The organism is Marixanthomonas spongiae, assembly GCF_003095375.1.
In the GTDB taxonomy this organism is placed as follows: domain Bacteria; phylum Bacteroidota; class Bacteroidia; order Flavobacteriales; family Flavobacteriaceae; genus Marixanthomonas; species Marixanthomonas spongiae.
The window spans coordinates 19,128-42,351 of the sequence record NZ_QEHR01000011.1; the positions used below are offsets into that span (position 1 = coordinate 19,128).

22 protein-coding genes are annotated in these 23,224 nt (G+C 41.2%); 12 read left to right on the top strand and 10 right to left on the bottom strand.

Annotation, left to right across the window (positions count from 1 at the left end; genetic code table 11):
• Nucleotides 1-47 precede the first annotated feature (47 nt).
• Both DDV96_RS14125 and DDV96_RS14130 read left to right on the top strand, forming a co-directional pair.
• Complete coding sequence (locus DDV96_RS14125; protein ID WP_116695435.1) at nucleotides 48-1,016, top strand: App1 family protein; 969 nt, start codon at nucleotides 48-50, stop codon at nucleotides 1,014-1,016.
• A gap of 84 nt (nucleotides 1,017-1,100) precedes the next feature.
• Nucleotides 1,101-2,033: a peptidylprolyl isomerase gene (locus DDV96_RS14130; RefSeq protein WP_116695436.1), complete on the top strand. Its 933-nt coding sequence runs from the start codon at nucleotides 1,101-1,103 to the stop codon at nucleotides 2,031-2,033.
• Between the two features lie 136 nt (nucleotides 2,034-2,169).
• Here the strand turns inward: DDV96_RS14130 and DDV96_RS14135 are convergent, their stop codons facing one another.
• Nucleotides 2,170-2,727 (bottom strand): thioredoxin family protein, encoded by a 558-nt coding sequence (locus tag DDV96_RS14135; RefSeq protein ID WP_116695437.1) that lies wholly within the window; start codon nucleotides 2,725-2,727, stop codon nucleotides 2,170-2,172.
• A gap of 118 nt (nucleotides 2,728-2,845) precedes the next feature.
• Between DDV96_RS14135 and DDV96_RS14140 the strand changes: the two genes are divergently transcribed.
• Nucleotides 2,846-3,157, top strand: a complete 312-nt coding sequence (locus tag DDV96_RS14140) for a phosphoribosylpyrophosphate synthetase (RefSeq protein WP_116695481.1) — start codon at nucleotides 2,846-2,848, stop codon at nucleotides 3,155-3,157.
• Nucleotides 3,147-3,485, top strand: coding sequence for a tRNA-binding protein (locus DDV96_RS14145; protein ID WP_116695438.1), 339 nt, complete (start codon nucleotides 3,147-3,149; stop codon nucleotides 3,483-3,485). Before DDV96_RS14140 ends, DDV96_RS14145 begins: the two co-directional genes overlap by 11 nt.
• A gap of 57 nt (nucleotides 3,486-3,542) precedes the next feature.
• Here the strand turns inward: DDV96_RS14145 and DDV96_RS14150 are convergent, their stop codons facing one another.
• Entirely contained in the window at nucleotides 3,543-5,159 is a 1,617-nt protein-coding gene (locus DDV96_RS14150) for a SulP family inorganic anion transporter (RefSeq protein WP_116695439.1), read from the bottom strand.
• A gap of 71 nt (nucleotides 5,160-5,230) precedes the next feature.
• On the bottom strand, nucleotides 5,231-7,336 hold the full coding sequence (recG, locus tag DDV96_RS14155) for an ATP-dependent DNA helicase RecG (protein WP_116695440.1): 2,106 nt from the start codon (nucleotides 7,334-7,336) through the stop codon (nucleotides 5,231-5,233).
• 94 nt (nucleotides 7,337-7,430) lie between these two features.
• Between recG and DDV96_RS14160 the strand changes: the two genes are divergently transcribed.
• The 6 genes from DDV96_RS14160 to DDV96_RS14185 all read left to right on the top strand — a co-directional run bounded on the left by DDV96_RS14160 (nucleotide 7,431) and on the right by DDV96_RS14185 (nucleotide 13,453).
• Nucleotides 7,431-9,509, top strand: a complete 2,079-nt coding sequence (locus DDV96_RS14160) for a M1 family metallopeptidase (protein ID WP_116695441.1) — start codon at nucleotides 7,431-7,433, stop codon at nucleotides 9,507-9,509.
• A 34-nt stretch (nucleotides 9,510-9,543) separates the two neighbouring features.
• Nucleotides 9,544-10,455, top strand: coding sequence for a patatin-like phospholipase family protein (locus DDV96_RS14165; RefSeq protein WP_116695442.1), 912 nt, complete (start codon nucleotides 9,544-9,546; stop codon nucleotides 10,453-10,455).
• 209 nt (nucleotides 10,456-10,664) lie between these two features.
• On the top strand, nucleotides 10,665-11,366 hold the full coding sequence (locus DDV96_RS14170) for a hypothetical protein (RefSeq protein WP_116695443.1): 702 nt from the start codon (nucleotides 10,665-10,667) through the stop codon (nucleotides 11,364-11,366).
• Nucleotides 11,367-11,378: 12 nt separating this feature from the next.
• Nucleotides 11,379-12,026, top strand: coding sequence for a hypothetical protein (locus tag DDV96_RS14175; RefSeq protein WP_116695444.1), 648 nt, complete (start codon nucleotides 11,379-11,381; stop codon nucleotides 12,024-12,026).
• Complete coding sequence (locus DDV96_RS14180) at nucleotides 12,008-12,781, top strand: sensor histidine kinase (protein WP_116695445.1); 774 nt, start codon at nucleotides 12,008-12,010, stop codon at nucleotides 12,779-12,781. Before DDV96_RS14175 ends, DDV96_RS14180 begins: the two co-directional genes overlap by 19 nt.
• Before the next feature lie 36 nt (nucleotides 12,782-12,817).
• Entirely contained in the window at nucleotides 12,818-13,453 is a 636-nt protein-coding gene (locus DDV96_RS14185) for a response regulator transcription factor (protein ID WP_116695446.1), read from the top strand.
• A gap of 10 nt (nucleotides 13,454-13,463) precedes the next feature.
• Here DDV96_RS14185 and DDV96_RS14190 read toward each other — a convergent pair whose 3' ends face one another.
• Nucleotides 13,464-13,985 (bottom strand): DUF7935 family protein, encoded by a 522-nt coding sequence (locus DDV96_RS14190; protein ID WP_116695447.1) that lies wholly within the window; start codon nucleotides 13,983-13,985, stop codon nucleotides 13,464-13,466.
• Nucleotides 13,986-14,015: 30 nt separating this feature from the next.
• Entirely contained in the window at nucleotides 14,016-15,629 is a 1,614-nt protein-coding gene (locus DDV96_RS14195; RefSeq protein WP_116695482.1) for an FMN-binding glutamate synthase family protein, read from the bottom strand.
• Nucleotides 15,630-15,826: 197 nt separating this feature from the next.
• On the opposite strand from DDV96_RS14195, the gene DDV96_RS14200 reads away from it, so the two are divergent.
• Nucleotides 15,827-18,154, top strand: coding sequence for an ATP-dependent helicase (locus DDV96_RS14200; RefSeq protein ID WP_116695483.1), 2,328 nt, complete (start codon nucleotides 15,827-15,829; stop codon nucleotides 18,152-18,154).
• A gap of 69 nt (nucleotides 18,155-18,223) precedes the next feature.
• On the opposite strand, the gene DDV96_RS14205 is transcribed toward DDV96_RS14200, so the two are convergent.
• The gene (locus tag DDV96_RS14205) at nucleotides 18,224-19,105 is read right to left on the bottom strand and encodes an alpha/beta hydrolase (RefSeq protein ID WP_116695448.1); all 882 of its coding nucleotides are present in this window, start codon (nucleotides 19,103-19,105) and stop codon (nucleotides 18,224-18,226) included.
• Nucleotides 19,106-19,259: 154 nt separating this feature from the next.
• Here DDV96_RS14205 and DDV96_RS14210 point away from each other — a divergent pair, with 154 nt between their 5' ends.
• Nucleotides 19,260-19,877, top strand: a complete 618-nt coding sequence (locus tag DDV96_RS14210) for an L-threonylcarbamoyladenylate synthase (RefSeq protein ID WP_116695449.1) — start codon at nucleotides 19,260-19,262, stop codon at nucleotides 19,875-19,877.
• Here DDV96_RS14210 and DDV96_RS14215 read toward each other — a convergent pair.
• The 4 genes from DDV96_RS14215 to DDV96_RS14230 all read right to left on the bottom strand — a co-directional run bounded on the left by DDV96_RS14215 (nucleotide 19,874) and on the right by DDV96_RS14230 (nucleotide 23,179).
• Nucleotides 19,874-20,701 carry a nuclear transport factor 2 family protein gene (locus DDV96_RS14215; RefSeq protein ID WP_116695450.1) on the bottom strand — a complete coding sequence of 276 codons (828 nt, stop codon included), beginning with the start codon at nucleotides 20,699-20,701 and terminating at the stop codon, nucleotides 19,874-19,876. The two genes, DDV96_RS14210 and DDV96_RS14215, sit on opposite strands and share 4 nt — an antisense overlap.
• A gap of 72 nt (nucleotides 20,702-20,773) precedes the next feature.
• Nucleotides 20,774-21,634, bottom strand: a complete 861-nt coding sequence (locus DDV96_RS14220) for an OmpA family protein (RefSeq protein ID WP_116695451.1) — start codon at nucleotides 21,632-21,634, stop codon at nucleotides 20,774-20,776.
• 81 nt (nucleotides 21,635-21,715) lie between these two features.
• On the bottom strand, nucleotides 21,716-22,711 hold the full coding sequence (locus DDV96_RS14225) for a glycosyltransferase family 2 protein (RefSeq protein ID WP_116695452.1): 996 nt from the start codon (nucleotides 22,709-22,711) through the stop codon (nucleotides 21,716-21,718).
• A gap of 93 nt (nucleotides 22,712-22,804) precedes the next feature.
• Nucleotides 22,805-23,179, bottom strand: coding sequence for a PUR family DNA/RNA-binding protein (locus DDV96_RS14230; protein WP_116695453.1), 375 nt, complete (start codon nucleotides 23,177-23,179; stop codon nucleotides 22,805-22,807).
• Nucleotides 23,180-23,224: the final 45 nt, after the last annotated feature.

Genomic DNA, 23,224 nt, shown 5'->3' on the forward strand with positions numbered 1-23,224 from the left:
AATTTAAGTATTTTGAAAAGATATAAAAGTTAAGGAATTTACAATACGTGAAACTAGATTTACAATTATACCGGGGGTATCTCAACGAACAAGAACTTGTGGTTTCGGGCCACGTATTTAAGTCGTGGGCGCCCGATAAATATAGTATAGCGCGCAAAGGCGTAAAACACGCGTTCTCCATTTTGCACATGTTCACGATTTCGCCTTTGGAAAATGTGGAGATCACCTTGCACTTTTATGATACCACCGTAACGACCAAAACCTTGGAAGACGGCTTTTTCCGGTTTACCATCCCTTTTTCAAAACCCTTGAAAAGTGGTTGGCATCGATACAAAGTTACGTGTGCCGTAGGCGATATTGGGATTGTGGAAACAGATGAAATATTAAAACCTTATAAAAGTAAGTTCGGTATTATTTCAGATATTGACGACACCTTCCTCATCTCGCACAGTAGCAATATTTTTAAAAAACTGTATGTCATGTTGTCCAAAAACGTGAACAAACGCAAGGTGTACGACGATGTGGTGGCTCATTACCAGGCCTTGAGCATTGCCGGGCAAGACAGTGATGAGGCGTCCAACTCTTTTTTTTATGTTTCCAGCAGCGAATGGAATTTATACGCTTTTATCGAAGAATTTGCCAGATTGCACAACTTGCCCAAAGCGGTCATCAAACTGAAAAGCATCAAGACCAAACTGACCGACTTTTTAAAATCGGGGCGGGGCGACCACGATCATAAATTTCAGAAAATAAAGGACATCATCTCTTTTTACCCCAACCTTACCTATGTGTTGTTGGGCGACGATTCGCAGCAAGATCCGTATTTATATGAACGCATCTGTAAAATTTTTCCTGAAAACATCCGTGCTATTTACATTCGGCAAACTTCAAAAAAACAAAAAGAAAACGTACAGGAAGTACTGAAAAATATGGAAACCCTATCGGTAAAAACGCTGTATTTTAAAGATAGTGACCGGGCGATTGACCATTCAAAAAAAATTGGGATCATATCGTAATCTTTTTAAAAAATTTTATTACTTCGGAAAAAGGAAATAAAACACAGAATTCGCTACTTTTGCACTTCATTTAAAAACAAACTCATGCAAGACGGAATTTACGCTAAAATCACCACCGAAAAAGGCGAAATCTTAGGAAAACTAACCTATAAAAAAACTCCGGGAACCGTAGGGAACTTTGTGGCCTTGGCTGAAGGAAGCTTAGAAAACGAAGCAAAACCACAAGGAAAACCCTATTACGACGGATTAAAATTTCATAGGGTAATCCCAGATTTTATGGTTCAAGGTGGTGATCCCTCGGGCACAGGTGCCGGCGGACCCGGTTACAAGTTTGATGATGAGTTCCACCCCGATTTAATACACGACAAGCCAGGTATTTTCTCAATGGCCAATGCGGGTCCAGCCACCAACGGAAGCCAGTTTTTCATCACGCACGTAGCAACCCCTTGGCTGGATAATAAACACACTGTTTTTGGCCATGTTATTGAAGGTCAGGATGTGGTGGATAGCATTGCACAGGGCGATACAATGCAACAGGTTGAAATTATAAGAGTGGGAGAGGAAGCTGAAGGATGGAATGCCGTTGAAGCCTTTAGACAGTTTACCGGAGCGAAAGCAGAACGGGAAGCAAAAGCTAGACAAGAACAAGAAACGTTGGTTGAAGAAATTTCAGCTGGTTTTGATAAAACCGAAAGCGGACTTCGCTATAAAATCATTCAAAAAGGCGATGGCACCAAAGCCGAAAAAGGAAAAACCGTAGCCGTACATTACAAAGGTATGTTCGCCGATGGCGGCGAGTTTGACAACTCTTACAAACGTGGCAATCCTATTGAATTTCCGGTAGGGATGGGCAATGTTATCGCAGGCTGGGATGAAGGCATTCAGTTGCTTCAAGAGGGTGATAAGGCCCGGTTTGTAATTCCTTCACACTTAGCGTATGGAGAACAAGGCGCTGGAGGCGTTATCCCACCCAATGCCACCTTGGTTTTTGATGTGGAGTTGATGAAGGTGAAATAGAAACACCATAAAAAAGCATAAAAAGAGGGTGTATAAAAAGAAAAAATAGATTGGTTTGTCCGGTCGAGCGGAGTCGAGGCCTTATTGAAGGTAAGTAGTTTGGAGTTCTCGACTGCGCTCGAACAGACTGCCAATTTTAGTTTTTCCACTTAATATTACAGCCCATACTCGGTTTTTGGTCTTTGCGTTGTGGGTTATTGTTCAGTACATTGTCCAATGCTTCGCGTAAATCACGGCCGTTTACCGGGATGCCGTTTCCGGGACGGGAATTGTCCAGTTGGCCACGGTAAATGAGTTTCAGTTCATCGTCAAATAAATAAAAGTCTGGAGTGCAGGCGGCATCATACGCTTTTGCCACTTCTTGTGTTTCGTCATATAAATACGGGAAGGGGTAGTTGTGTTTTCGGGCGGTTTTCCACATTTCTTTTGGAGAATCCTGTGGGTATGCTTCCACGTCATTACTGCTGATGGCCACAAACCCAAAACCCGTCACGCGATAGTCGTTGCAAAGCCTAACGAGTTCTTCGTTTACGTGCTTTACAAAGGGGCAGTGGTTGCAAATAAACATGACCACCGTGCCTTTTTCACCTTGAATTTGCTGTAAGGAAACGGGTTTCATGGTAACGGTGTCCAATAACGTGAAATCAGGTGCTTTTGTGCCCAGCGGCATCATATTGGAAGGGGTAAGGGACATAGGTTTTGCTTTACTTTTTAATTAGTTTTATAATTTCAATAAAGTTACAATTATTAAACATTTTATAAAGTTTTGCCTGTTTCTTTTAATGCCTGTAACTTTAGGCAAAAGCAAAAACATGGAAAATTCATACAACTCCCTTTCTGTTGCGGTTGAAGACTTGCAGAAGAAAGGTTATACAGAAGATTTTAATTTGGTTGAAGAGGGCATCGAGTCCAAGTCCCTTAAAAAAGAATGGAAAGCCGGAGAGCTCGATGTGGTTAAATTTTATCGTTTTGAAGGGATGAGCAACCCTGCTGATAACTCGATTTTGTACGTTATTGAAACCCAAGACGGCAATAAAGGGCTGTTAGTCGATAACTACAGTGCTAAAAGCGATTACCTTTCTCCTGAAATGGTAAAAAAATTGAACATTACCCATGAAAAATAAGCTGTCGTGGAGCGACTTTGAAAAAGTCGATATGCGGGTTGGAACGGTAATTTCGGTAGAAGATTTTCCGGAAGCTCATAACCCTTCCTATAAATTAAAAATAGATTTTGGAGAAGAAATAGGTGTTTTAAAAACTTCTGCACAAATCACAGCACTATACAATAAAGAAGCGATTCGAGGCAAACAAGTAGTTGCCGTTATTAACTTTCCGAAGAAACAAATCGCCAATTTTATGAGCGAGTGCTTGATAATAGGAGCGGTTGACGGAAAAGAGGTAACCCTTTTAGAGCCTGGGAAACAGGTGGAAAATGGGTTGCGTATATTGTAATTTTTTTTTTTTGAAATTTGAAATTTTCTGTTTCGAGATAAAACCTCGAGATAGTTTTTAAACCTCACTGTCCATCACATCGGTAACCACATAATACCGGGGGTCGTCAATATTGTCTTCAATAATGGTTTCAAATTCTGGATTTCTCTTTATTAACAGTGCTTTACAATCTTTGCTTAAATGGGTGAACTTTATTTTTTTACCATGTGCCACATATTTATTGGCAAGGTTTCGTAAGGCTTCCACGCCACTGTGATCGGTCACTTTAGATTCTATAAAGTCGATTTCAACTTTATCTGGATCATTTTTCACATCAAACTTAGCGTTAAAGGCAGTTGTGGAGCCAAAAAATAGGGGTCCCCATATTTCGTATACCTTGGTGCCATCTTCTTTAAACCGTTTTCGGGCCCTAATGCGGGTGGCGTTTTTCCAGGCAAACACCAACGCACTCATAATAACACCGGCTATAACGGCAATGGCGAGGTCTTGCCAAACGGTAATGGCCGAAACCGCTACCAAAACAATGGCATCGCTCAATGGGATTTTATTCAGAATACGGAAACTGCTCCACGCAAACGTACCGATGACTACCATAAACATAACGCCTACCAAGGCTGCAATGGGAATTTGCTCGATCAACGGCGCGCCAAACAAGACAAAACAGAGCAGAGCAATGGCCGCTACGGTTCCAGATAAACGCCCTCTACCACCAGAATTGATATTGATAATAGACTGCCCGATCATTGCACAACCGCCCATGCCTCCAAACAGGCCGTTTACAATGTTGGCGCCGCCTTGTGCCACACATTCGCGATTTCCGCTTCCGCGGGTTTCGGTCATTTCGTCCACAAGGTTAAGGGTCATTAAAGATTCTATCAGGCCTATTGCTGCCAAAATAAATGCAGTGGAAATAACGAGGCCCCAATGGCCATTTATTGTTTCAAAAAGACTGAATATCTGTATTTGGAAAGTAGGCAATCCTCCTTCAAGTCCGGTGCCGCCACCATCGCGGATAAAAGAACCCACGGTGCTGGCGTCTATATTTCCAAAAATAGTAACACAAGCTACGACAACAATAGCCGTAAGTGCTGCAGGGATTTTCTTGGTAAGTTTTGGAAGCCCAAACATAATGGCCATCGTTAAAAACACGAGGCCTAACATAACAAAAAGGTCAGTTCCGGTCATCCAAGTAGGAACACCAGATGAACTTTCTTTAAAAAAGCCTAATTGTGATAAAAAGATAACAATTGCTAAGCCATTCACAAACCCCATCATCACTGGATGCGGAATCAAACGTACAAATTTTCCTAAACGGAATACCCCGGCCATTATTTGTATACCACCCATAATTAATAGAGTGATAAAAAGCCATTGAAGTCCTAAATTATCAATGGGCGCAGCTAAAGCATCACCTACTTCGTTCCCTTTTTGTATTAAATGAACCATAACAATTGCCGTGGCTCCCGTAGCTCCGGAAATCATTCCTGGACGACCACCAAAAAGCGCAGTGACGATTCCCATCATAAATGCTCCATACAATCCAATTAAAGGGTCTATCCCTGCAACAAAGGCAAAGGCAACAGCTTCAGGGACCAATGCTAAAGCAACAGTTAGTCCTGAAAGAATATCGTTTTTAGGGTTTTGGGTAAAATTTTTTATGGTTTTCTGTAGCATTGTTCTTCTTTTAAAAAGTTGGCAAAGATACAGGAATAATACAGAGTTAAAAATTTAAAGACACGCTTGCATCAAGAAATATAATTCCAGATATTTTTAAACTTGACCAATTGCGAATAGGTTTGCGCAATGGGCTTGTTTTCTTCGGAAGCTAACGCAGGATCATCTTTTAGCGTTTGCATAGCATAACTTCGTGCTATTTTTAAAATGGCCGAATCTTTTACAATGTCGGCAATACGAAGGTTCAGCACACCGCTTTGTTGCGTGCCCATAATATCGCCGGGACCGCGCAATTTTAAATCCACCTCGCTTATTTCAAATCCGTCATTAGTCTGTGTCATCGTCTGTAAGCGGGTTTTGGCACCGCTACTTAATTTATGACTGGTCATTAAAATGCAATAACTTTGTTCGGCGCCACGGCCTACACGACCTCGCAATTGATGCAGTTGTGAAAGCCCGAACCGTTCGGCACTTTCAATGACCATAACCGAAGCATTGGGAACATTTACCCCTACTTCAATAACCGTGGTAGCCACCATTATTTGTGTTTCACCGCGAACAAAACGTTCCATTTCAAAATCTTTGTCGGCGGGTTTCATTTGACCATGAACGATGGAAACTTGGTAGGATGGCTGCGGAAATTCACGGACAATACTTTCATACCCATCCATTAAATCTTTATAGTCTAATGCCTCACTTTCTTGTATCAATGGATAGACGATATACACCTGTCTGCCTTTTGAAATTTCATCTTTCAAAAATCGGAAAACCTTCAGTCTATTCGAGTCAAAACGATGGACGGTTTTTATGCTTTTCCTGCCCGGTGGAAGTTCATCGATTATGCTAATATCGAGATCGCCATAAACGCTCATGGCAAGGGTACGTGGAATAGGGGTGGCGGTCATAACAAGTACATGCGGCGGCAACTCATTTTTGTGCCATAATTTACTGCGTTGTGCCACTCCAAAACGATGTTGTTCATCGATTATGGCGAGTCCTAAATTATTAAATTGCACCTTGTCTTCCAGCAATGCATGGGTGCCAATTAGGATGTTTATTTCGCCATTTTTCAGTTTTTCGTGAATTTCCTTTCGCTTTGAAGTTTTGGTAGAGCCTGTTAACAACGCTATACTGGTATTCAGGTTATTACATAATTCCAATAATCCGTTGTAGTGCTGGGCTGACAGAATTTCAGTAGGCGCCATTAAACAGGCTTGAAAACCGTTGTCAATAGCCATTAACATTGACATAAGCGCAACAATGGTCTTTCCGCTGCCTACATCTCCTTGTAGAAGTCGGTTCATTTGTGCATTGCTGCCTAAATCATTTCTTATTTCTTTGATGACCCGCTTTTGTGCGCCAGTCAATTCAAACGGTAAATGGTGGTTGTAAAACGTGTTGAAATTCTCCCCTATTTTTTCAAATGGATAGCCTTTAATTTTGTGTTTATGTTGTAAATTTTTTCGAAGTAATTGCAGTTGAATATAAAATAATTCTTCAAATTTCAACCGATATTGAGACCGTGCTAAAAGTTCTTGGCTTTGTGGAAAATGGATGTTTAAAAGGGCGGTGCTTTTCGATACTAATTTTAACGAATCGAGGATGGATTTGGAGAGTGTTTCGGAAAAATTCCCTTTTAGCTCTGTGAACAATTGTTGCAATAACCCGATGATGACTTTATTGGTAATCCCGCTTTTGGATAGTTTTTCGGTAGACGGATAAATGGGTTGCATGGCAGATCGGACCCCTTCTTTATGTTTTGAAACTAATTCCATTTCTGGGTGCGGCATGGAAAACGTGCCGTTGTACCAATTTGTTTTTCCGAAAACCACATACGGCACATTGATTTTTACATTTTCCCGAATCCATTTATGGCCACGAAACCAAACCAGTTCCATCTTTGATGTTCCATCGGTAAATGTGGCTACCAAACGTTTTCCCCGTTTTTGTTCTACGGTTTTTAAATGAATTATTTTCCCTATTACTTGCACTTCAGCGCTATTGCGTTGCAGTTGGGCGATTTTGTAATAGCGGGTTCGGTCTAAATAACGGTTGGGGAAGAGGTTTAAAAGGTCTTGAAAGGTATGGATGTCCAGCTCTTTTTTAAGCAAATCGGCCCGGTTAGGCCCGACGCCCTTTAGGTAATCGATTGGAGTTTGAAGAAAGCCGCCGTTCATATCACGAAAATACAATATTCCTGTTAAGAGATATAAGAGTAAAAGATTTTTTAAAGTTATTTGGTTATTTTGTGAGCCTATTGAAATGTTACATATGAATAAATTTTGCACTCTTTTTATTGTCTTTATTGGTTTCTTCGGAAATGCACAGCAAACTGAACTTGTTGATTTTTTATCCGTTAAAGCTGAAATTATCCCGAATGCTTCTGAAGAAAGCGTAAAAGGAACGGTTTCGTATCAATTTAAAATACTTCAGAAAACAGATTCGGTGTATCTCGATGCGATCGATATGAAGGTTTTTGATGTGGTTTCAAAAAAAATAGCTATTTCTTCTTCAGACCTGTATGCCGACAAGGCAGGAAAAAAGATATGGCTCACCGGAAATTTCAGAAAAGATAAAACCTACGATGTTACGTTCTCGTACAGCGCAACCCCAAAACAGACCTTGTATTTCTTCGGAAACCAAATATGGACTCAAGGCCAAGGAAAATACACGTCGCATTGGTTGCCGAGTATTGATGATATGAACGATAAGCTGGAGTTTGACCTTACCGTTGCAGCGCCAAACAATGAAACGGTAGTCGCCAATGGGGAATTGATTGAAAAACAACCCAAGGACAGTTTAACGTATTGGCAATTCGATATGCAACAACCAATGGCAAGTTACCTGGCGGCTTTTGCGGTGGGCGATTTCAATAAAAAATCCATCACGTCACAATCGGGCGTTCCCATTGAGCTGTACTACAAACCGGAAGATAGCAACAAAGTAGAACCAACGTATCGCTATATGAAACAGATTTTCGATTTTTTTGAACAGGAAATCGGCGTGCCATATCCGTGGCAGAATTACAAGCAGGTGCCGGTTCGCGATTTTCTGTATGCTGGGATGGAAAATACCACTGCTACCATTTTTTCAGAAGCTTTTGTGGTCGATTCCATTGGGTTTAACGATAGAAATTACGTGAACGTCAACGCCCACGAACTGGCGCACCAATGGTTTGGCAATTTGGTGACCGAAACCAATAGCACCCACCATTGGTTGCAAGAAGGTTTTGCCACGTATTTTGCCCAGTTGGCAGAACGGGAAGTGTTTGGCGATGATTACTATTATTGGAAATTGTACAATTCGGCTGAGCAATTAAAGGAATTAAGCGATTCCGGTAAAGGAGAAAAATTGTTGAATCCAAAAGCCAGCTCGTTGACTTTTTATGAAAAAGGAGCTTGGGCGTTGACAATGTTGCGCCAAGAAATAGGGGATATCGCCTTTAAAACCGCGATTAAAAATTATTTAGAAGAATATCAGTTCAAAAATGTATCAACCGATGATTTTTTAGCGGAAATAAAAAAGGGTACTCAAGCTGATATTTCAGGATGGGAAGCAGATTGGTTGCACCAAAGTGCTTTTAAGGCAGAGCAGGCGTTGGATTATTTGTCGCAGTCAACCTTTATGAGATCGTATTTTGAAATTTCAGCCTTGCGAAATGTCCCTTTTGTGGAAAAGAAAAACCAACTGTCTTTTGCATTGACGGCACTAAACGATTTTATTGGTCAGGAAGCCGTTTATCAGCTGGTTGGCGAGCCAATTTCTCAGACGCTTCCGCTATATAAAAAAGCGCTCAACAGCGATAATCTATATGTAAGGCAAGCTGTGGCCAATACGCTGTCGACCATTCCGAAAGAATTGCAAAGTGAATATGAAACGCTTTTAAACGACGCATCCTACTTAACCCAAGAGGCCGCACTGTATAACCTTTGGGTCAATTTTCCGCAGAAACAAACTGTTTATCTGGATGTGATGAAAGGCACGGTTGGGTTTCAAGACAAAAACATCCGCCAACTGTGGCTCTTTTTAACCTTGGTTACCGAGGGGACCCCTCCTGAAAAGATCAAAGAATTTGCCGCCGAATTGATTGCGTACACTTCCAGCACCTATAGTTTTGAAATCAGGAAAAAAGCCTTTGAGTATGTAAACCAACTGCAATTTCACTTTAAAACAGTGTTTAAAAACCTGTTGAACGCTTCGGTACACCCCAATTGGCGTTTTAGGAAGTTTGCCCGAGAAATGATTGACGGCTTATTGATAAACCCCGAATACCGGCAACAATTTGAGTTGCTTTTGCCAACGCTGCCAAAAAAAGAAAACGAATTTTTAAGCAAGAAGCTTTCAGAATAAAAAGCAATTGTTACATTTATGAAAAGAGAAGTTTATGCGGGCATTGGTCATTTCAGGTGGAGGAAGTAAGGGCGCATTTGCCGGCGGGGTCGCACAATATTTACTGGAAGAGCAGGGCAATCAGTATGATATTTTTGTAGGCACCTCGACCGGCAGCTTGCTTATTTCACATTTGGCACTTTCAAAAATCGAGAAAATTAAAGAGGTCTATACTTCGGTGAAGCAGAGTGATATTTTCAGCAACCGGCCTTTTCGGGTAAAAAAAGGGAAGTTTGGCAGTATGGAAATCGGGATTGACCATTTTAGCGTGGCGTTGAATCTGCTTCGTGGCAGCAAGACTTTCGGGGAAAGTCAAAATCTGCGCAAACTCATAAAAAAAACACTTACCGAGGCAGAGTTCAATCAACTGAAAGATTCTGGAAAAGAAGTAGTGGTTACGGTTTCCAACCTTTCGTTGAACCAAGTGGAATACAAGTCTATCCACGATTTCAACTATCACGACTTTTGCGATTGGGTGTGGGTTTCCTGCAATTACATTCCGTTTATGAGCTTGGTGCAAAAAGAAGGTTGCGAATATGCCGATGGTGGGTTTGGCAGTATGATCCCAATAGAAGAAGCCATAAACCGAGGTGCCAAAACGGTAGATGTAATCATATTGGAAACCGAGGTTACCTATTACAACCGTTTGCCTTCCAAAAACCCGTTTTCGCTGTTGACCAATATGCATTCCTTTATGCTGGATCGGGTGGAGAAGCAGAACATTCGCATTGGCAAGTTTGTAGCCGGCAACCACGACGCCATTATCAACTTATATTACACTCCTACGGTACTGACTACCAACTCATTGATTTTCAACAAGAAAAAAATGACCGAATGGTGGGAGAGTGGCATTACCTACGCCCAGATGAAAAACAAGGAGCTTAACGAAATAAAGGAAGCCGAATAACCCTACATATCAGCAGTTTTCTACGATGATGATACAGGGGTTTTTCCCTAAATCGAATGGGGGTTTTGCCCCTTTTTTCAAAATTAGTCAACACTTATGTTATTGACATACAATCTTTTGTGTTAAATTTACGTAACCGGGCTTTGTTTTGAGCTTTTTAATTTCAATAAATTCAGTTTAACTTTATATTCATCAAAATCAACCAAATTATGGGAACACTGCACAAAAACTTCAGGAGATTTCTTTTACTTTCCGTTATAATTAGCGGTTTAATGGCTTGCGAAGGCATTCCAGATAAAACCGACGACGATGGTACCGATTACGATGGGCCACCAAAACAAATTATCTCGGTACAGGACGCAAAAACAATGTACGATAGTTATACCGAAAGACGCGCGACCATCATCAAAGAGTTTGAAGAAGTGGAAGACACCACCCAAAAATTCTACCCTACACGCTATGGGCAATACGATTATGAAACCATGAAACATTATATGGACTTTATAGAAACAGAAGCAAAACTGGCCAAAGTTGACATAAAAGGGCTTCGGTTCTATTTTTCAAATTATCCGGCGGATGGAAGTGTGGGCAATGAAAAATACGCACGGCACAACTCTTTCTTTTTATTGCCCACTGCCGATTTTAACGGAAAAGAACTTGGGTTTTTCATTCGTGTGGATGGCGATGGCAACCGTACAGCCGTACCGGTTGAAGATGTGGTAAAAAGGGACAACGGCAAGCAGCGCAAAAAAGGCAATGGCACCAAGCAACAGGGAACACCCGGCTTTGGCAGCAATATGTTGTTGCTCAACCCGGTCTTTCAAGGCGGCGGTGGTGAGGACATTAGTTTGGTGTTGAACGATGCTACTATGATACCTCCGCCACACGAAGAAGATGATTTCAGCAATTAATTAACAAATAAAGTGGACGAGCTTTTTAACAGCGTATTTCATTATATAGTACTGTCATTTTACGGGATTGCCACAGTTACGGCAATCCTTTTTTATGGCAAGTACAAGCATACGGTCTTAAAGTATTTTGTGTGGATTTTGATTTATAACCTTATAAATGAAATCTCGGCCAAGTATGTGTATTACTGGTTGGATAGAAATGTAATCATGTACAATGTTTACAATACTGTTTTCTTTTCGTATTTTTTCTACGTGTTCTGGAACTTTGTCAAGGGCAAAACCTATAAAAAATGGATTGTTTATAGCGTTATATTGTTTTTAATAGCTACGGTTATCAATGTCTTTACTGTTAATGCCTATTATGATAGTTTAATGATCAGTTATATAACGGGGGCCTGTTTGATTATTTTTTGTATAATTTTATATTATATTGAAATATTGTCAGATACAAGGGTGTTGCACATACGGGAGGATCTTCTTTTTTGGATCAGTATCGGGTTGTTGCTGTTTTATGTTGGCTACATCCCTATAAAGCTTTCCCGGGAGTTTTTTGCCGGTAACGATGATTTGTTTATAACGCTTTACAACGTACAACGTATTTTGATTATTATTATGTACAGTTGTTTTACAATGGGTTTTATATGGACCAAAAAGAAATAGCGGGATTGGTTTCGGTGTTGATACTACTGCTTTTGGTAGGGGTCATCATCACGCTGTTTATTGTTTTTGTACGTCGGAAAAATAAATTGGTTGAAGAGCAGGAACGGACCAAAAAAGCCTTTGAAAAGGAACTTTCAGAAACCCAGATTGAGATACGCGAAGAAACCCTACGAAATATAAGTTGGGAGCTCCACGACAACATTGGCCAATTAATGACACTCGCCAAAATACAGGTACAATTGGCAAAAGACCGTCCCGAAACCTTAGAAGAAGTTGCCCAGACCATAGGAAAAGGCATACACGAACTGCGGACGTTATCAAAATTGATAAATCCCGAAGCGCTCAAAAGCCTCAATCTAATAGAGGCGCTCAATATGGAGATAGAACGTTTTAACCGGTTGGAATTCTTAAAGTCCAATTTTCTGGTAACCGGCAAACAATATGATATTGGCAACGAAAAAGAAATTATCATTTTCAGGATTTTACAGGAATTTTTTTCAAACACCATAAAACATTCCAAGGCTTCGCATCTAAATGTAGAAATAAATTACAAGGCAGATAAACTTTTTATTTTGGCCCAAGACAACGGTATTGGCTTTGCGAGTGATGCCGATTACTCTGGCATTGGTATGAAAAACATGAAAAACCGGGCCAAGGTAATTGGTGCAGATTTAAAAATCACTTCAGAAAAAGATAAAGGCACAGCCCTAAAATTAACGTATGAACCCAATCCAGAGAAACTTGATGATATTTAACATTCTCGATAACAGATATTTATGTAAATTAGATGTATGAAACATAAAGTTGCCGTTGTAGATGACCATACCTTGCTTTTAGAGGCCATAGGTGGCTTGGTAAGTGATTTTGAAAATTTTGAAGTGGTGTGCCTGTGCAAAAACGGACAAGAGTTTTTAAACAAGCTGAAAATACCCAGCAACATCCCCGATGTAGTGCTTATGGATATAAACATGCCGCTATTGGACGGCATAGAAACCACTGCCATTTTAAAGGAGCAATTCCCCAAGGTTAAAGTAGTGGCCCTTTCAGTAGAAGAAAACGAAAAGACCATTTTGAAAATGTTACGGGCCGGTGCAAAAGGGTATCTAATGAAGGATACCAAAAAAGAAATTTTGGAAGAAGCACTCAACCAAGTTATAGAGAAAGGCTACTACCATACCAATACCATCTCAAAATTACTGATTGGTTCGTTGACCAAAGATGAAACAGAAGTAGAACTTAAAGAACGGGAAGTAGCGTTTATAAAACACGCCTGCACCGAAATGACCTACAAAGAAATAGCCGAAAAAATGTTTTTAAGCCCCAAGACCATTGAGGGCTACCGCGATTCCATTTACGAAAAGCTTCATCTCAAAAATCGAATCGGGCTGGTGCTGTATGCCATCAGGAATGGATTGTTTGAACCTTAACCCAAATTTACTAAAACAGTTCTCCAACCTCCTTTTTAATGTACGCAAGGGCTTTTTGAGATGGGGTGACCTCTTCCATAAAATTACGTAACATCCACTCCCTAAAGGCATCGGCTGTTTTGTCGCTTTCGTGCATGGCACCTTGGCGAATGGCATGTATGGTTGCGTTTTTTGCAGTCTGTATCAAGTTCCAGCACTCTAACGAAACATAGATTTGTTGGGTAATGTTGTGGTCAAATTCCTGTTCAATGTTCTTGATTAGCAATTTTTCGTACTCTTCCACACTATTGGAATAAGGTTTAACCCGTATCAACAGCTTGTTGGGGTCTATGCGTTCCAATAAAAGGGTCAATCGTTCGTACGCCTGCATCCGGGTAGGCAGCACAGTTTTCTGGGCTTCTTTTTGTATTAAAAACCGGCGTCGGCTTTCTTCGTTTGCCGTATGGCCTTTAAAAAAATAATAGGCTACAATGCCCACTACAATGGCAGGTAATAAGTAGGCAACATAGCCTATAAGCTGTTCTGGTTCCATGTACGTGTTTTTTGGGGGTAAAAATAAAAATTAATATCGAACCTTGTTTTCTCTCTTCAGTTCTTTTACATGTCTTTTTTCTTCCTTTCTACGATAATGGCCGCCTAAGTGCGGGCTGTCCTGCAGTTCTTGCATACCATTAAACGGCACCACTGTTTTAACATACGTGAAAGTTTGAGCAAGGCTTTTTATTAAATTTTTATCGCCTACGGTAAGTTCAACATCATCGGTTTTAAACTGGCAAGGGTGTTCGTAACCACAAGCGTGTGTCATTTCTAAAAATTCTTTCCTGAAATTTTTAAAATAAAAGTGCGTCCGTACCGATTTGTCCTCAATGTTAATCCCCCTTTGCAGCCATTTGTTTTGAGTAGCAACGCCACTGGGGCATTTGTTGGTATGGCATTGCTGGGCTTGGATACACCCAATAGAAAGCATGGCCTCCCGGGCCACGTTTATGCAGTCTACTCCCATGGAAAACGCCATAACCGCTCTAGCCGGAAAGCCTAATTTGCCGCTGCCAACAAAAACAATCCTGTTGCAAATTTGATGTCTTTTAAATACTTGGTACACTTGAGCAAACCCGTAAATCCAGGGCAAGGCCACGTGGTCTGCAAAACTTGGCGGTGCGGCACCAGTACCACCTTCGCCCCCATCTATGGTTATAAAGTCTGGCCCCCTATCGGTTCGTGCCATAATATCGGCCAGTTCTTCCCAGTTCTCCATTTTCCCTACAGCAGATTTTATACCTACTGGCAGGCCTGTGGCTTCGGCAATGTCTTCCACAAAATCAACCAATTCTTTAATACCGTTAAAGGCACTGTGCGATGGAGGGGACAACACATCTTTCCCCATAGGCACATGGCGTATTTCTGATATTTCGGCCGTGATCTTGGCTCCAGGCAACACACCGCCTTTGCCAGGTTTCGCACCTTGCGAGAGCTTTATTTCTATAGCGCGCACTTGGGGATTGTCATTGACCAGTTTGACCATTTTTTCCATGGAAAAGTTACCATCATCATCGCGTACCCCAAAATAACCAGTACCAAAATGAAAAACAACATCGCTACCTGTTTTGTGGTAAGGCGATAGTCCTCCTTCGCCAGTGTTGTGATAGGCGCTTGCAAAGGCGCAACCCCTGTTCAACGATTCTATTGCCCTTGCAGATAGCGAACCAAAGCTCATGGCCGAAACATTGATTACCGAAGCGGGCCGATAAGGTCTTTTCCTTCTCCCTTCGCCCATAACCTTAGCACACGGCAAAAAGTATGGGTCGCTAATGTTGGGATGCCCTTTTGGTAATTTGTATGGGAGCATGGCATTGTTCACAAAAATGTAATTGGGCTCATATATATCCCTGTCGGTACCAAAACCTTCATAATTGTTTTCGTTTTTTGCCGAGGCATAAATCCAGCCTCGTTCAATGCGGTTAAAGGGAAGTTCCTCGCGATTGTTTGCCACGATGTACTGCCTTAATTCTGGCCCAATGCTTTCCAGTAAATACCTAAAATGCCCCACGATTGGAAAGTTGTGCAGGATGGTATGCCTTTTGCTGAAAAATATGTCTTTTACGGCAACTAATACAAGTACAATAAGCACCCAGGCCCACCAAGGAATCGATTTTATAAACTCTACTGCTGAATCCATGTAAAAATGTTTAATGATAAAGGAGCTGCGCCAGAAAAAAAGCCTGTCTCCAGGCATTTTGGCAAAACTTAAAGATAGGGGTTTTCAAATAAATTACAATAGCTTATTTTGTTTATAAATTATAGGAAAAGCGCCTAAGGGTTTAATTGAATTTCAGTATTTTTCAGCTTCGGAAAATTTCAGAAAACAAACAGATTTTGCAAGAATACCTTCAACAGTTAAATGATGCACAGCGTGCTCCCGTTTTACAGAAAGACGGGGCTATGATCGTTATTGCCGGTGCCGGTTCAGGGAAAACCCGGGTGTTGACCTACCGCATTGCCTATTTGATGTCGCAAGGGGTGGACCCCTTCAATATCCTGGCCCTCACCTTTACCAATAAAGCCGCTAGGGAAATGAAAGGGCGTATTTCCCAGATTGTGGGCAGCAGTGAAGCGAAAAACCTTTGGATGGGCACGTTTCATAGTGTTTTTGCAAAAATTCTTCGGTTTGAGGGGCACCGCTTGGGCTACCCTTCAAATTTCACCATATACGATACCCAAGATTCGCATAGCGTTATCCGGGCCGTTATCAAGGAAATGCAGCTCGACAAAGATGTGTATAAATACAAACAGGTGTATTCGCGTATTTCTTCGTATAAAAACAGTTTGATAACTGTAAAGGCCTATTTTAACAATCCCGAATTAATGGAAGCCGATGCCATGGCCAAAATGCCGCGTTTGGGCGATATTTACAACAATTATGTAGAGCGGTGCTTTAAGGCCGGTGCGATGGATTTTGACGATCTCTTGCTGAAAACCAACGAACTGCTTACCCGTTTCCCCGAAGTGCTGGCACACTACCAAAACCGGTTTAGGTACATTCTGGTAGATGAGTACCAAGACACCAACCACAGCCAATATTTAATCGTAAAAGCTTTGAGCGATAGGTTTCAAAATATATGTGTGGTGGGGGACGACGCCCAGAGTATTTATGCTTTTAGGGGCGCGAACATCAACAACATCCTAAACTTCCAAAAAGATTATGATGATGTTACCGTGTATAGGTTGGAGCAAAATTACCGTTCGACCAAAAACATCGTAAACGCCGCCAATAGCATTATTGAAAAAAACAAAACACGCCTTGAAAAAATTGTTTGGACCGCTAATGACGAAGGCAACAAAATAAAGGTAAACCGTACCATGACCGATGGTGACGAAGGCCGTTTTGTGGCCAGTTCCATTTTTGAAACGGCCATGAACAACCAATTGAACTATAGCGATTTTGCCGTGCTTTACCGTACCAATGCCCAGTCACGGGCCGTTGAAGATGCCCTGCGCAAACGGGATATTCCATACCGTATTTATGGAGGGTTAAGTTTTTACCAACGTAAAGAAATAAAAGATGTCATCGCTTATCTACGGTTAATTTTAAACCCCAAAGATGAAGAAGCCCTAAAACGGGTGATCAATTACCCGGCACGGGGAATAGGGCAGACCACCATGGAACGGCTTACCGTTGCTGCCAATCATTACAATCGGGCCATTTTTGAAGTGATGCAAAACCTGGACAAGATCAATTTAAAAATCAATAAAGGCACACAGGGCAAACTGGAAGATTTTGTGACCATGATCAAGAGTTTTCAAATTTTGAACAAAAACCAGAACGCCTTTCAGGTGGCAGAGCATGTGGCCAAAAAAACAGGCTTGCTCCAAGAGCTTAAAAAAGACGGAACACCAGAAGGTATTGCCCGAATTGAAAATATTGAAGAATTGCTCAACGGGATGCGCGATTTTGTTGAAGAACAAAAAGAACTGGCCGATACCACAGGTTCCTTGGCCGAATTTTTAGAAGACGTAGCCTTGGCGACCGATTTGGACAACGAGAAAGGCGACGATAACAAAGTGGCACTGATGACCGTACATTTGGCAAAGGGCTTGGAATTTCCCTATGTGTATATCGTTGGTATGGAAGAAGACCTCTTTCCCAGCGGCATGAACATGAACAGCCGTGCCGAACTGGAAGAAGAACGCCGTTTGTTTTATGTAGCCTTGACCAGGGCTGAAAAACAAGCCTATTTAACCTACACCCAGTCCCGTTATCGTTGGGGAAAATTGATCGATGCCGAACCCAGCCGGTTTATTGAAGAAATTGAAGAAAGTTTTTTGGAATACCTGACCCCAAAAACTGAAAATCGCTTCAAACCCCTTATTGATGCGGATATTTTTGATGAAGTGGACAAAAGCAAACTGCGGTTGAAAAAACCAAAAGCAGGAACGCCACCAAAAAAAAACGGTCCCACGGAAGCCCAATTGCGAAAACTGCGGAGGTTAAAACCGGTTTCCAGCGACACCAATAAAAATTTTGACCCAAAAGCTGCAAACCTGGATGTTGGCACAAAAGTAGAACATGTGCGCTTCGGAAAAGGGAAAATACTTTCTATTGAAGGAAAAGGCGCCGATACCAAAGCCGAAATCCAGTTTGACAACGGTGGCCTCAAAAAGCTACTGCTGCGTTTTGCCAAACTGGAAGTGCTTTCTTCCTAATGAACACGTGATTAGAAACGATGGTGTTTTTTCTCAAATATGAGTCTGTCAATCAAAATTATAAGGTGCTTACTCCGCCACGGGAAGGTGGTCGTTTATAAAAGAAGTGAGTTGCAGTTGCAAGTCTAAGTTTGAGGCTTCATCCCAGTTGCCATGGCCGCCGGTATAAACGATAAAGCTGTGCGTAATGCCGTTGCTGGAGAGGTTTTCCTGCAAGGTTTCTCCATTGGTTAATGGCACCAAAGGATCTTCATTTCCATAAAAAAGTAGGGTTGGACTGCTGCTTTCGGTTACTTGCAAAGCAGGGCTAATAAGTTGGGCAATGTTGCTGTTTTCGGGATATGCGGTTTCATCGACCAAAGCGTTGAGCAAGAATTGGAAATTAGCATTTTCAGTATAAAAAGGATCGGTAAAATCGGTCGGTCCCACAATGTCGCACACCATTTTTACTTGGTCTTCGGTATCATATACATAATCGTATTGCAATGCAATGTGGGCGCCGGCACTGACGCCAATAAGGCCAAATTCCGGTGCTATCTGGAGAGATTCGCTTTCTCTGGTCAATTTATTGATGGCTCGCCCCAAATCTAAAAACTGATTGGGAAATGCAGGCACGGTGGGCACTTGGGCCAACACGTAATTTAGGTTTACAATAGCGTGGTTGGGGTGTTTTTCTTTCAACAGCGGAACATAAACCTCCATACTGGACTTGTCGCCCTGTATCCAGCCGCCGCCGTGTATGAGGATGATGACCTTTGTTTTTTCTGAAGAACGTCCTCCGGGAAGGTACAGATCGTAAGTTTGTTGTGGGTTTTCACCGTAAGAAACATCCAGTTGCGTTACTTCGGCCAAGGGCTGTTCAATCACAATAGGTGGTTTGTTGTCTTCACTACAGGCAATAAAGAACAAGCTTAGGGTAAGAATTACAATGGAGGGAAAACTTTTGTTCATGGAAAGGTGATTATTTTGTGGTGATACAACGTTTAATTGTTTCAGAGATTGCCCAGAATGTTTTTTATTCTTTTTTCCGAAGGGATTTTTCAGAATATTTTGAAAATATGAAAGAATACAACTATCTTTAAAAACACCCTAAAAAAATGTTGTTATGGCACAGTACATTAAACTTTACGAAGAAAACCCCAGTCCAAAGGAAATTAAAAAAGTTGTGAAAATAATCAAGGACGGCGGCTTGGTGATCTATCCCAGCGATACGGTTTACGCCTTGGGTTGCGATATTACCAATAACCGGGCACTGGAACGTGTGGCACAGCTGAAAGGGGTAAAGCTGGAAAAAGCAAATTTTTCATTTGTTTGTGAAGATTTGAGCAACCTTTCAGATTACGTAAGGCAAATCAATACTTCTACTTTCAAGATTTTAAAGCGCGCTTTGCCGGGGCCTTATACCTTTATTTTGCCCGGAAACAACAATTTGCCCACCGTTTTCAAAAAGAAAAAGGAAGTGGGCATCCGGGTGCCTGACAACAATATAACCCGGGCCATAGTTCGGGAATTGGGCAATCCCATTGTTTCTACATCCATTAAAGATGATGATGAAGTGATCGAGTACACCACAGACCCTGAGCTTATTTTTGAAAAATGGGAAAAACTGGTCGATGTGGTGGTCGATGGCGGTTATGGCGATAACGTGCCTTCCACAGTCATCGATTTAACAGGGGACGAGCCGCTATTGATACGCGAAGGCAAGGGGAGCCTGAAAATTTAGCGGTCTTTCAATAAGTGTTTTAACCCCATAAAGATGCTTTGCTCTGCGGCGTTGTACTCGCCATCTAATAAGAACAGTTCTTTAATGCGTTTAAAAAGGCGATCTATTTCTTTTTTAGAGTAGTTGTACTTTTCTATGGTATATTCAATTTTTTGAATGCATTCATAATCGGTGTCCTCTTCAAACTCTTTGCGTATTTTTTCATAATCGGCTTCGCTAACCTTCGATTTTATGTAATCCACTTCTTCTTGGGTTTTAATAAAATCTGCGTGGGCACAGTATAACAGGATATATGCTTTTAATTCTTCTCGGGTCCAGTTGGTTGTAATTGGTTCCATTTTTTTATGTTTTAGTGTTTTTTCTTCAAATTCTGTAAGTCGTATATTGGTCTGTTTGTTGAGTTTTTTCTTGAAAAAAGCGGTCCATCCCAACAAAAACCCCTTGACGCCCATTGCTTGTTTAGACCATTTGTACAGGTTGAAACGGTCTAAGTGATTGATGATCTTACCATCCTTGAATTCAAATTTTGCATTGATGACGTTATGGACCTTCCTCTTTTTTTTCCCGAACGTATAATACGCTTCCCAGCGGGCGGTTCCTCTTTCGGGCTCGTATGCTATATTGGTTGTTTTTATCTTAAAATCCTTTCCTTGCTGCGAACTGCAAAGCATACGCCACATATTTTTTGCTTTTTCGCCTCGCAATATCCCAAAAGCGGGATCTTCAAAAGTTACATCGTCGTGGTAGGTCTCCACCATGCGTTCGGCATCTAAATGCTCGAAAGCCCGATAAAACTTTTCAATGATATTTTCTTCGCCTTTCATTACTATCACTAATGTAGCTAAAAAAACCCGGCTGTTTGCCGGGTTTTGAATTATTTTAAGATTTTAAAAACCTTAGTTTATTTTAGGGTCTTTCAATCCGTCTTCGATCATGTTGTAAAATTGATCGATTTTTGGCAATACGACAATGCGCGTTCTACGGTTTTTGGCTTTTCCTGCTGCAGTATCATTGCCTGCCACGGGAACGTACTCGCTGCGCCCACCGGCCGTCATACGTGCAGGGGCTACGCCAAAGTCGTCTTGAAGCGTTCTAACTACAGCTGTTGCTCGAAGCACACTTAAATCCCAGTTGTCTTTAATACAACCTGTATTAATTGGGTCGGTATCGGTGTGGCCTTCCACCAAGAATTCGAAATCTGGTTTGTTTTTAACCACGGTAGCTACCTTGCCTAAAACCTCTCGGGCTTTTCTTGTAATTTGATAACTTCCGCTACGGAATAATAGTTTATCTGAAATGTTCACGTAAACAACACCTTTTTCTACGCTTATTTCAATATCCTCGTCATCCAAATTTCCAAGGGCACCTTTTAAACTTTGTACCAATGCCAAATTCACCGAATCACGGCGGGTAACGGCATCTTGCAATTTGCGGATGGTCAAGTCTTTTTCTTTAAGGCTTTCTAACGATTTTTCTAAGTTTTCAGCACCTTTTTTGGTAAGGTCTGTAAAATCTCCAATCTGCCGTATCAAATCTTTATTGGTGGCATTTAATGAAGCAACTTGACTTTTCAACGATTGGTTTGAAGCTTCCAATCCTGATTTTTCTGAAAGGCAATCGTTTAGCTTAACGGTTGCAGTGTTCAATAGGTCTTGTGTTTTTTCTTGCTTGTCCTTTAAATCAGCGTATTTTTTTTTGGAAACGCATGATGTGAACAAAAGTCCAGAGCAAACAGCCAGAATCAATATTTTTTTCATAATTAGTTTATTTAATTTAATATCCAAAATTATCAAATAGAACAGGAGGTGGCTAACGATTAACAATACTTTAAGTAAAATTTACCAGAGGTCGTTAAATCGGTGTTTGTTTTGAATGAAATACGCCCAAACAATCGATTTTTTGGTGTAATACTTAAATTTTGAAGCCTGTAACCTTCTCTTTTTCAGAAATATATAAAAAAGGCTATAAAAACTAAAATGCGCTCTCAAAATGGCGCTAATATGTTTGAATTTCCCTTGCGTTAAAAACTGGATTGCCGCCACCCCGTCCAGCAACATGCGTGTTAAAATCAAGAAATAAGCGCGTCCGCCTTTTACGTTTTTTAGAAGCAGGAGTAGGGTGTTTCTGAAATTGAAGAATGTTTTTTTGGGGTTTGCCGTTGCCAAGGTCGCCCCGCCCACGTGATACACTTTTGAAGCTCCAATGTATTTTACTGTTCCGCCTATGGTCTGTAATCGCCAACATAGGTCGATTTCTTCTTGATGCGCAAAAAAGTCTTCATCAAATCCGCCTACATTTTCAAAAGCGGTTTTTTTTAAGAATAAACAGGCCCCACTGGCCCAAAAAATAGGAACCGTGTCATTATACTGGCCGGTATCTTTTTCAAGGGTATTAAAAATACGTCCACGGCAAAAAGGATATCCCAACGCATCGATATAGCCGCCGGCCGCACCTGCATACTCAAACAGGTTTCTATTATTGTAGTCGCGTATTTTGGGCTGGGCAGCTACCAAGTTGGGGTCGTCTTTAAAAGCTTGAAGCACGGGAGATAGCCAGTTGTGGGTTACTTCCACGTCGCTGTTGAGCAAAACAAATAGGTCTTCTTGCAGGTTTTTGAGGGCTTCATTGTAACCTTTGGCATAGCCGGCATTGGTTTTGTTTTGTATGATCTTTACCTGCGGAAATTGTTGCTTTACAAAAGCAACCGAATCATCAGTGGAGGCATTATCGGCTACATAAACCGTTGCTTCTTTGGAAAATGCAATTACCGATGGCAAAAAGGTTTCCAGCAATTGTTTTCCGTTCCAGTTTAGTATAACTACGGCTGTTTTCACGGTTGCAAAATAATGAAAATTAGGTTGAAAAAAATAAAACCGTCCCTTTTTGCAGGGACGGTTTTCAACTTTTTTAGGTAATCTTGGTCTTGTTTATATGTCGTCGAAATTTACATCGGTAAAGTCTGATGTTGCAGCATCTGTGTCACTAACGGCATTGTTTTCTTCTTTTTTATAATTTTTTTGGTGCCGTTCGCTAATCACTTCTTCGCCTTTTTCATCAATGATAAAATCGGTCATTGCTTCAAGGTTGTCCCTAAAATCTTGAAAATCCTCTTTGTACAAATAGATTTTGTGTTTCTTATAATGGTAGGATCCATCATCGTTTGTAAACTTTTTGCTTTCAGTGATCGTAAGGTAGTAATCTCCAGCCTTGGTAGCTCTTACGTCAAAAAAATAGGTGCGTCTTCCCGCACGCATCACTTTAGATTGTATTTCTTCTTGCTCCATCGTATGCTGTTCGCTCATTGGTTTTAGGATTTGTTAAGTTTTTCCAAAAATCCAAAAAAAATA

Coding starts and splice junctions, on each gene's coding strand:
- DDV96_RS14130 (WP_116695436.1), top strand. CDS start 1,101: ATGCAAGACGGAATTTACGCTAAAATCACCACCGAAAAAGGCGAAATC.
- DDV96_RS14135 (WP_116695437.1), bottom strand. CDS start 2,727: ATGTCCCTTACCCCTTCCAATATGATGCCGCTGGGCACAAAAGCACCT.
- DDV96_RS14140 (WP_116695481.1), top strand. CDS start 2,846: ATGGAAAATTCATACAACTCCCTTTCTGTTGCGGTTGAAGACTTGCAG.
- DDV96_RS14145 (WP_116695438.1), top strand. CDS start 3,147: ATGAAAAATAAGCTGTCGTGGAGCGACTTTGAAAAAGTCGATATGCGG.
- DDV96_RS14150 (WP_116695439.1), bottom strand. CDS start 5,159: ATGCTACAGAAAACCATAAAAAATTTTACCCAAAACCCTAAAAACGAT.
- recG (WP_116695440.1), bottom strand. CDS start 7,336: ATGAACGGCGGCTTTCTTCAAACTCCAATCGATTACCTAAAGGGCGTC.
- DDV96_RS14160 (WP_116695441.1), top strand. CDS start 7,431: ATGAATAAATTTTGCACTCTTTTTATTGTCTTTATTGGTTTCTTCGGA.
- DDV96_RS14165 (WP_116695442.1), top strand. CDS start 9,544: ATGCGGGCATTGGTCATTTCAGGTGGAGGAAGTAAGGGCGCATTTGCC.
- DDV96_RS14170 (WP_116695443.1), top strand. CDS start 10,665: ATGGGAACACTGCACAAAAACTTCAGGAGATTTCTTTTACTTTCCGTT.
- DDV96_RS14180 (WP_116695445.1), top strand. CDS start 12,008: ATGGACCAAAAAGAAATAGCGGGATTGGTTTCGGTGTTGATACTACTG.
- DDV96_RS14185 (WP_116695446.1), top strand. CDS start 12,818: ATGAAACATAAAGTTGCCGTTGTAGATGACCATACCTTGCTTTTAGAG.
- DDV96_RS14190 (WP_116695447.1), bottom strand. CDS start 13,985: ATGGAACCAGAACAGCTTATAGGCTATGTTGCCTACTTATTACCTGCC.
- DDV96_RS14195 (WP_116695482.1), bottom strand. CDS start 15,629: ATGGATTCAGCAGTAGAGTTTATAAAATCGATTCCTTGGTGGGCCTGG.
- DDV96_RS14205 (WP_116695448.1), bottom strand. CDS start 19,105: ATGAACAAAAGTTTTCCCTCCATTGTAATTCTTACCCTAAGCTTGTTC.
- DDV96_RS14210 (WP_116695449.1), top strand. CDS start 19,260: ATGGCACAGTACATTAAACTTTACGAAGAAAACCCCAGTCCAAAGGAA.
- DDV96_RS14215 (WP_116695450.1), bottom strand. CDS start 20,701: ATGAAAGGCGAAGAAAATATCATTGAAAAGTTTTATCGGGCTTTCGAG.
- DDV96_RS14220 (WP_116695451.1), bottom strand. CDS start 21,634: ATGAAAAAAATATTGATTCTGGCTGTTTGCTCTGGACTTTTGTTCACA.
- DDV96_RS14230 (WP_116695453.1), bottom strand. CDS start 23,179: ATGAGCGAACAGCATACGATGGAGCAAGAAGAAATACAATCTAAAGTG.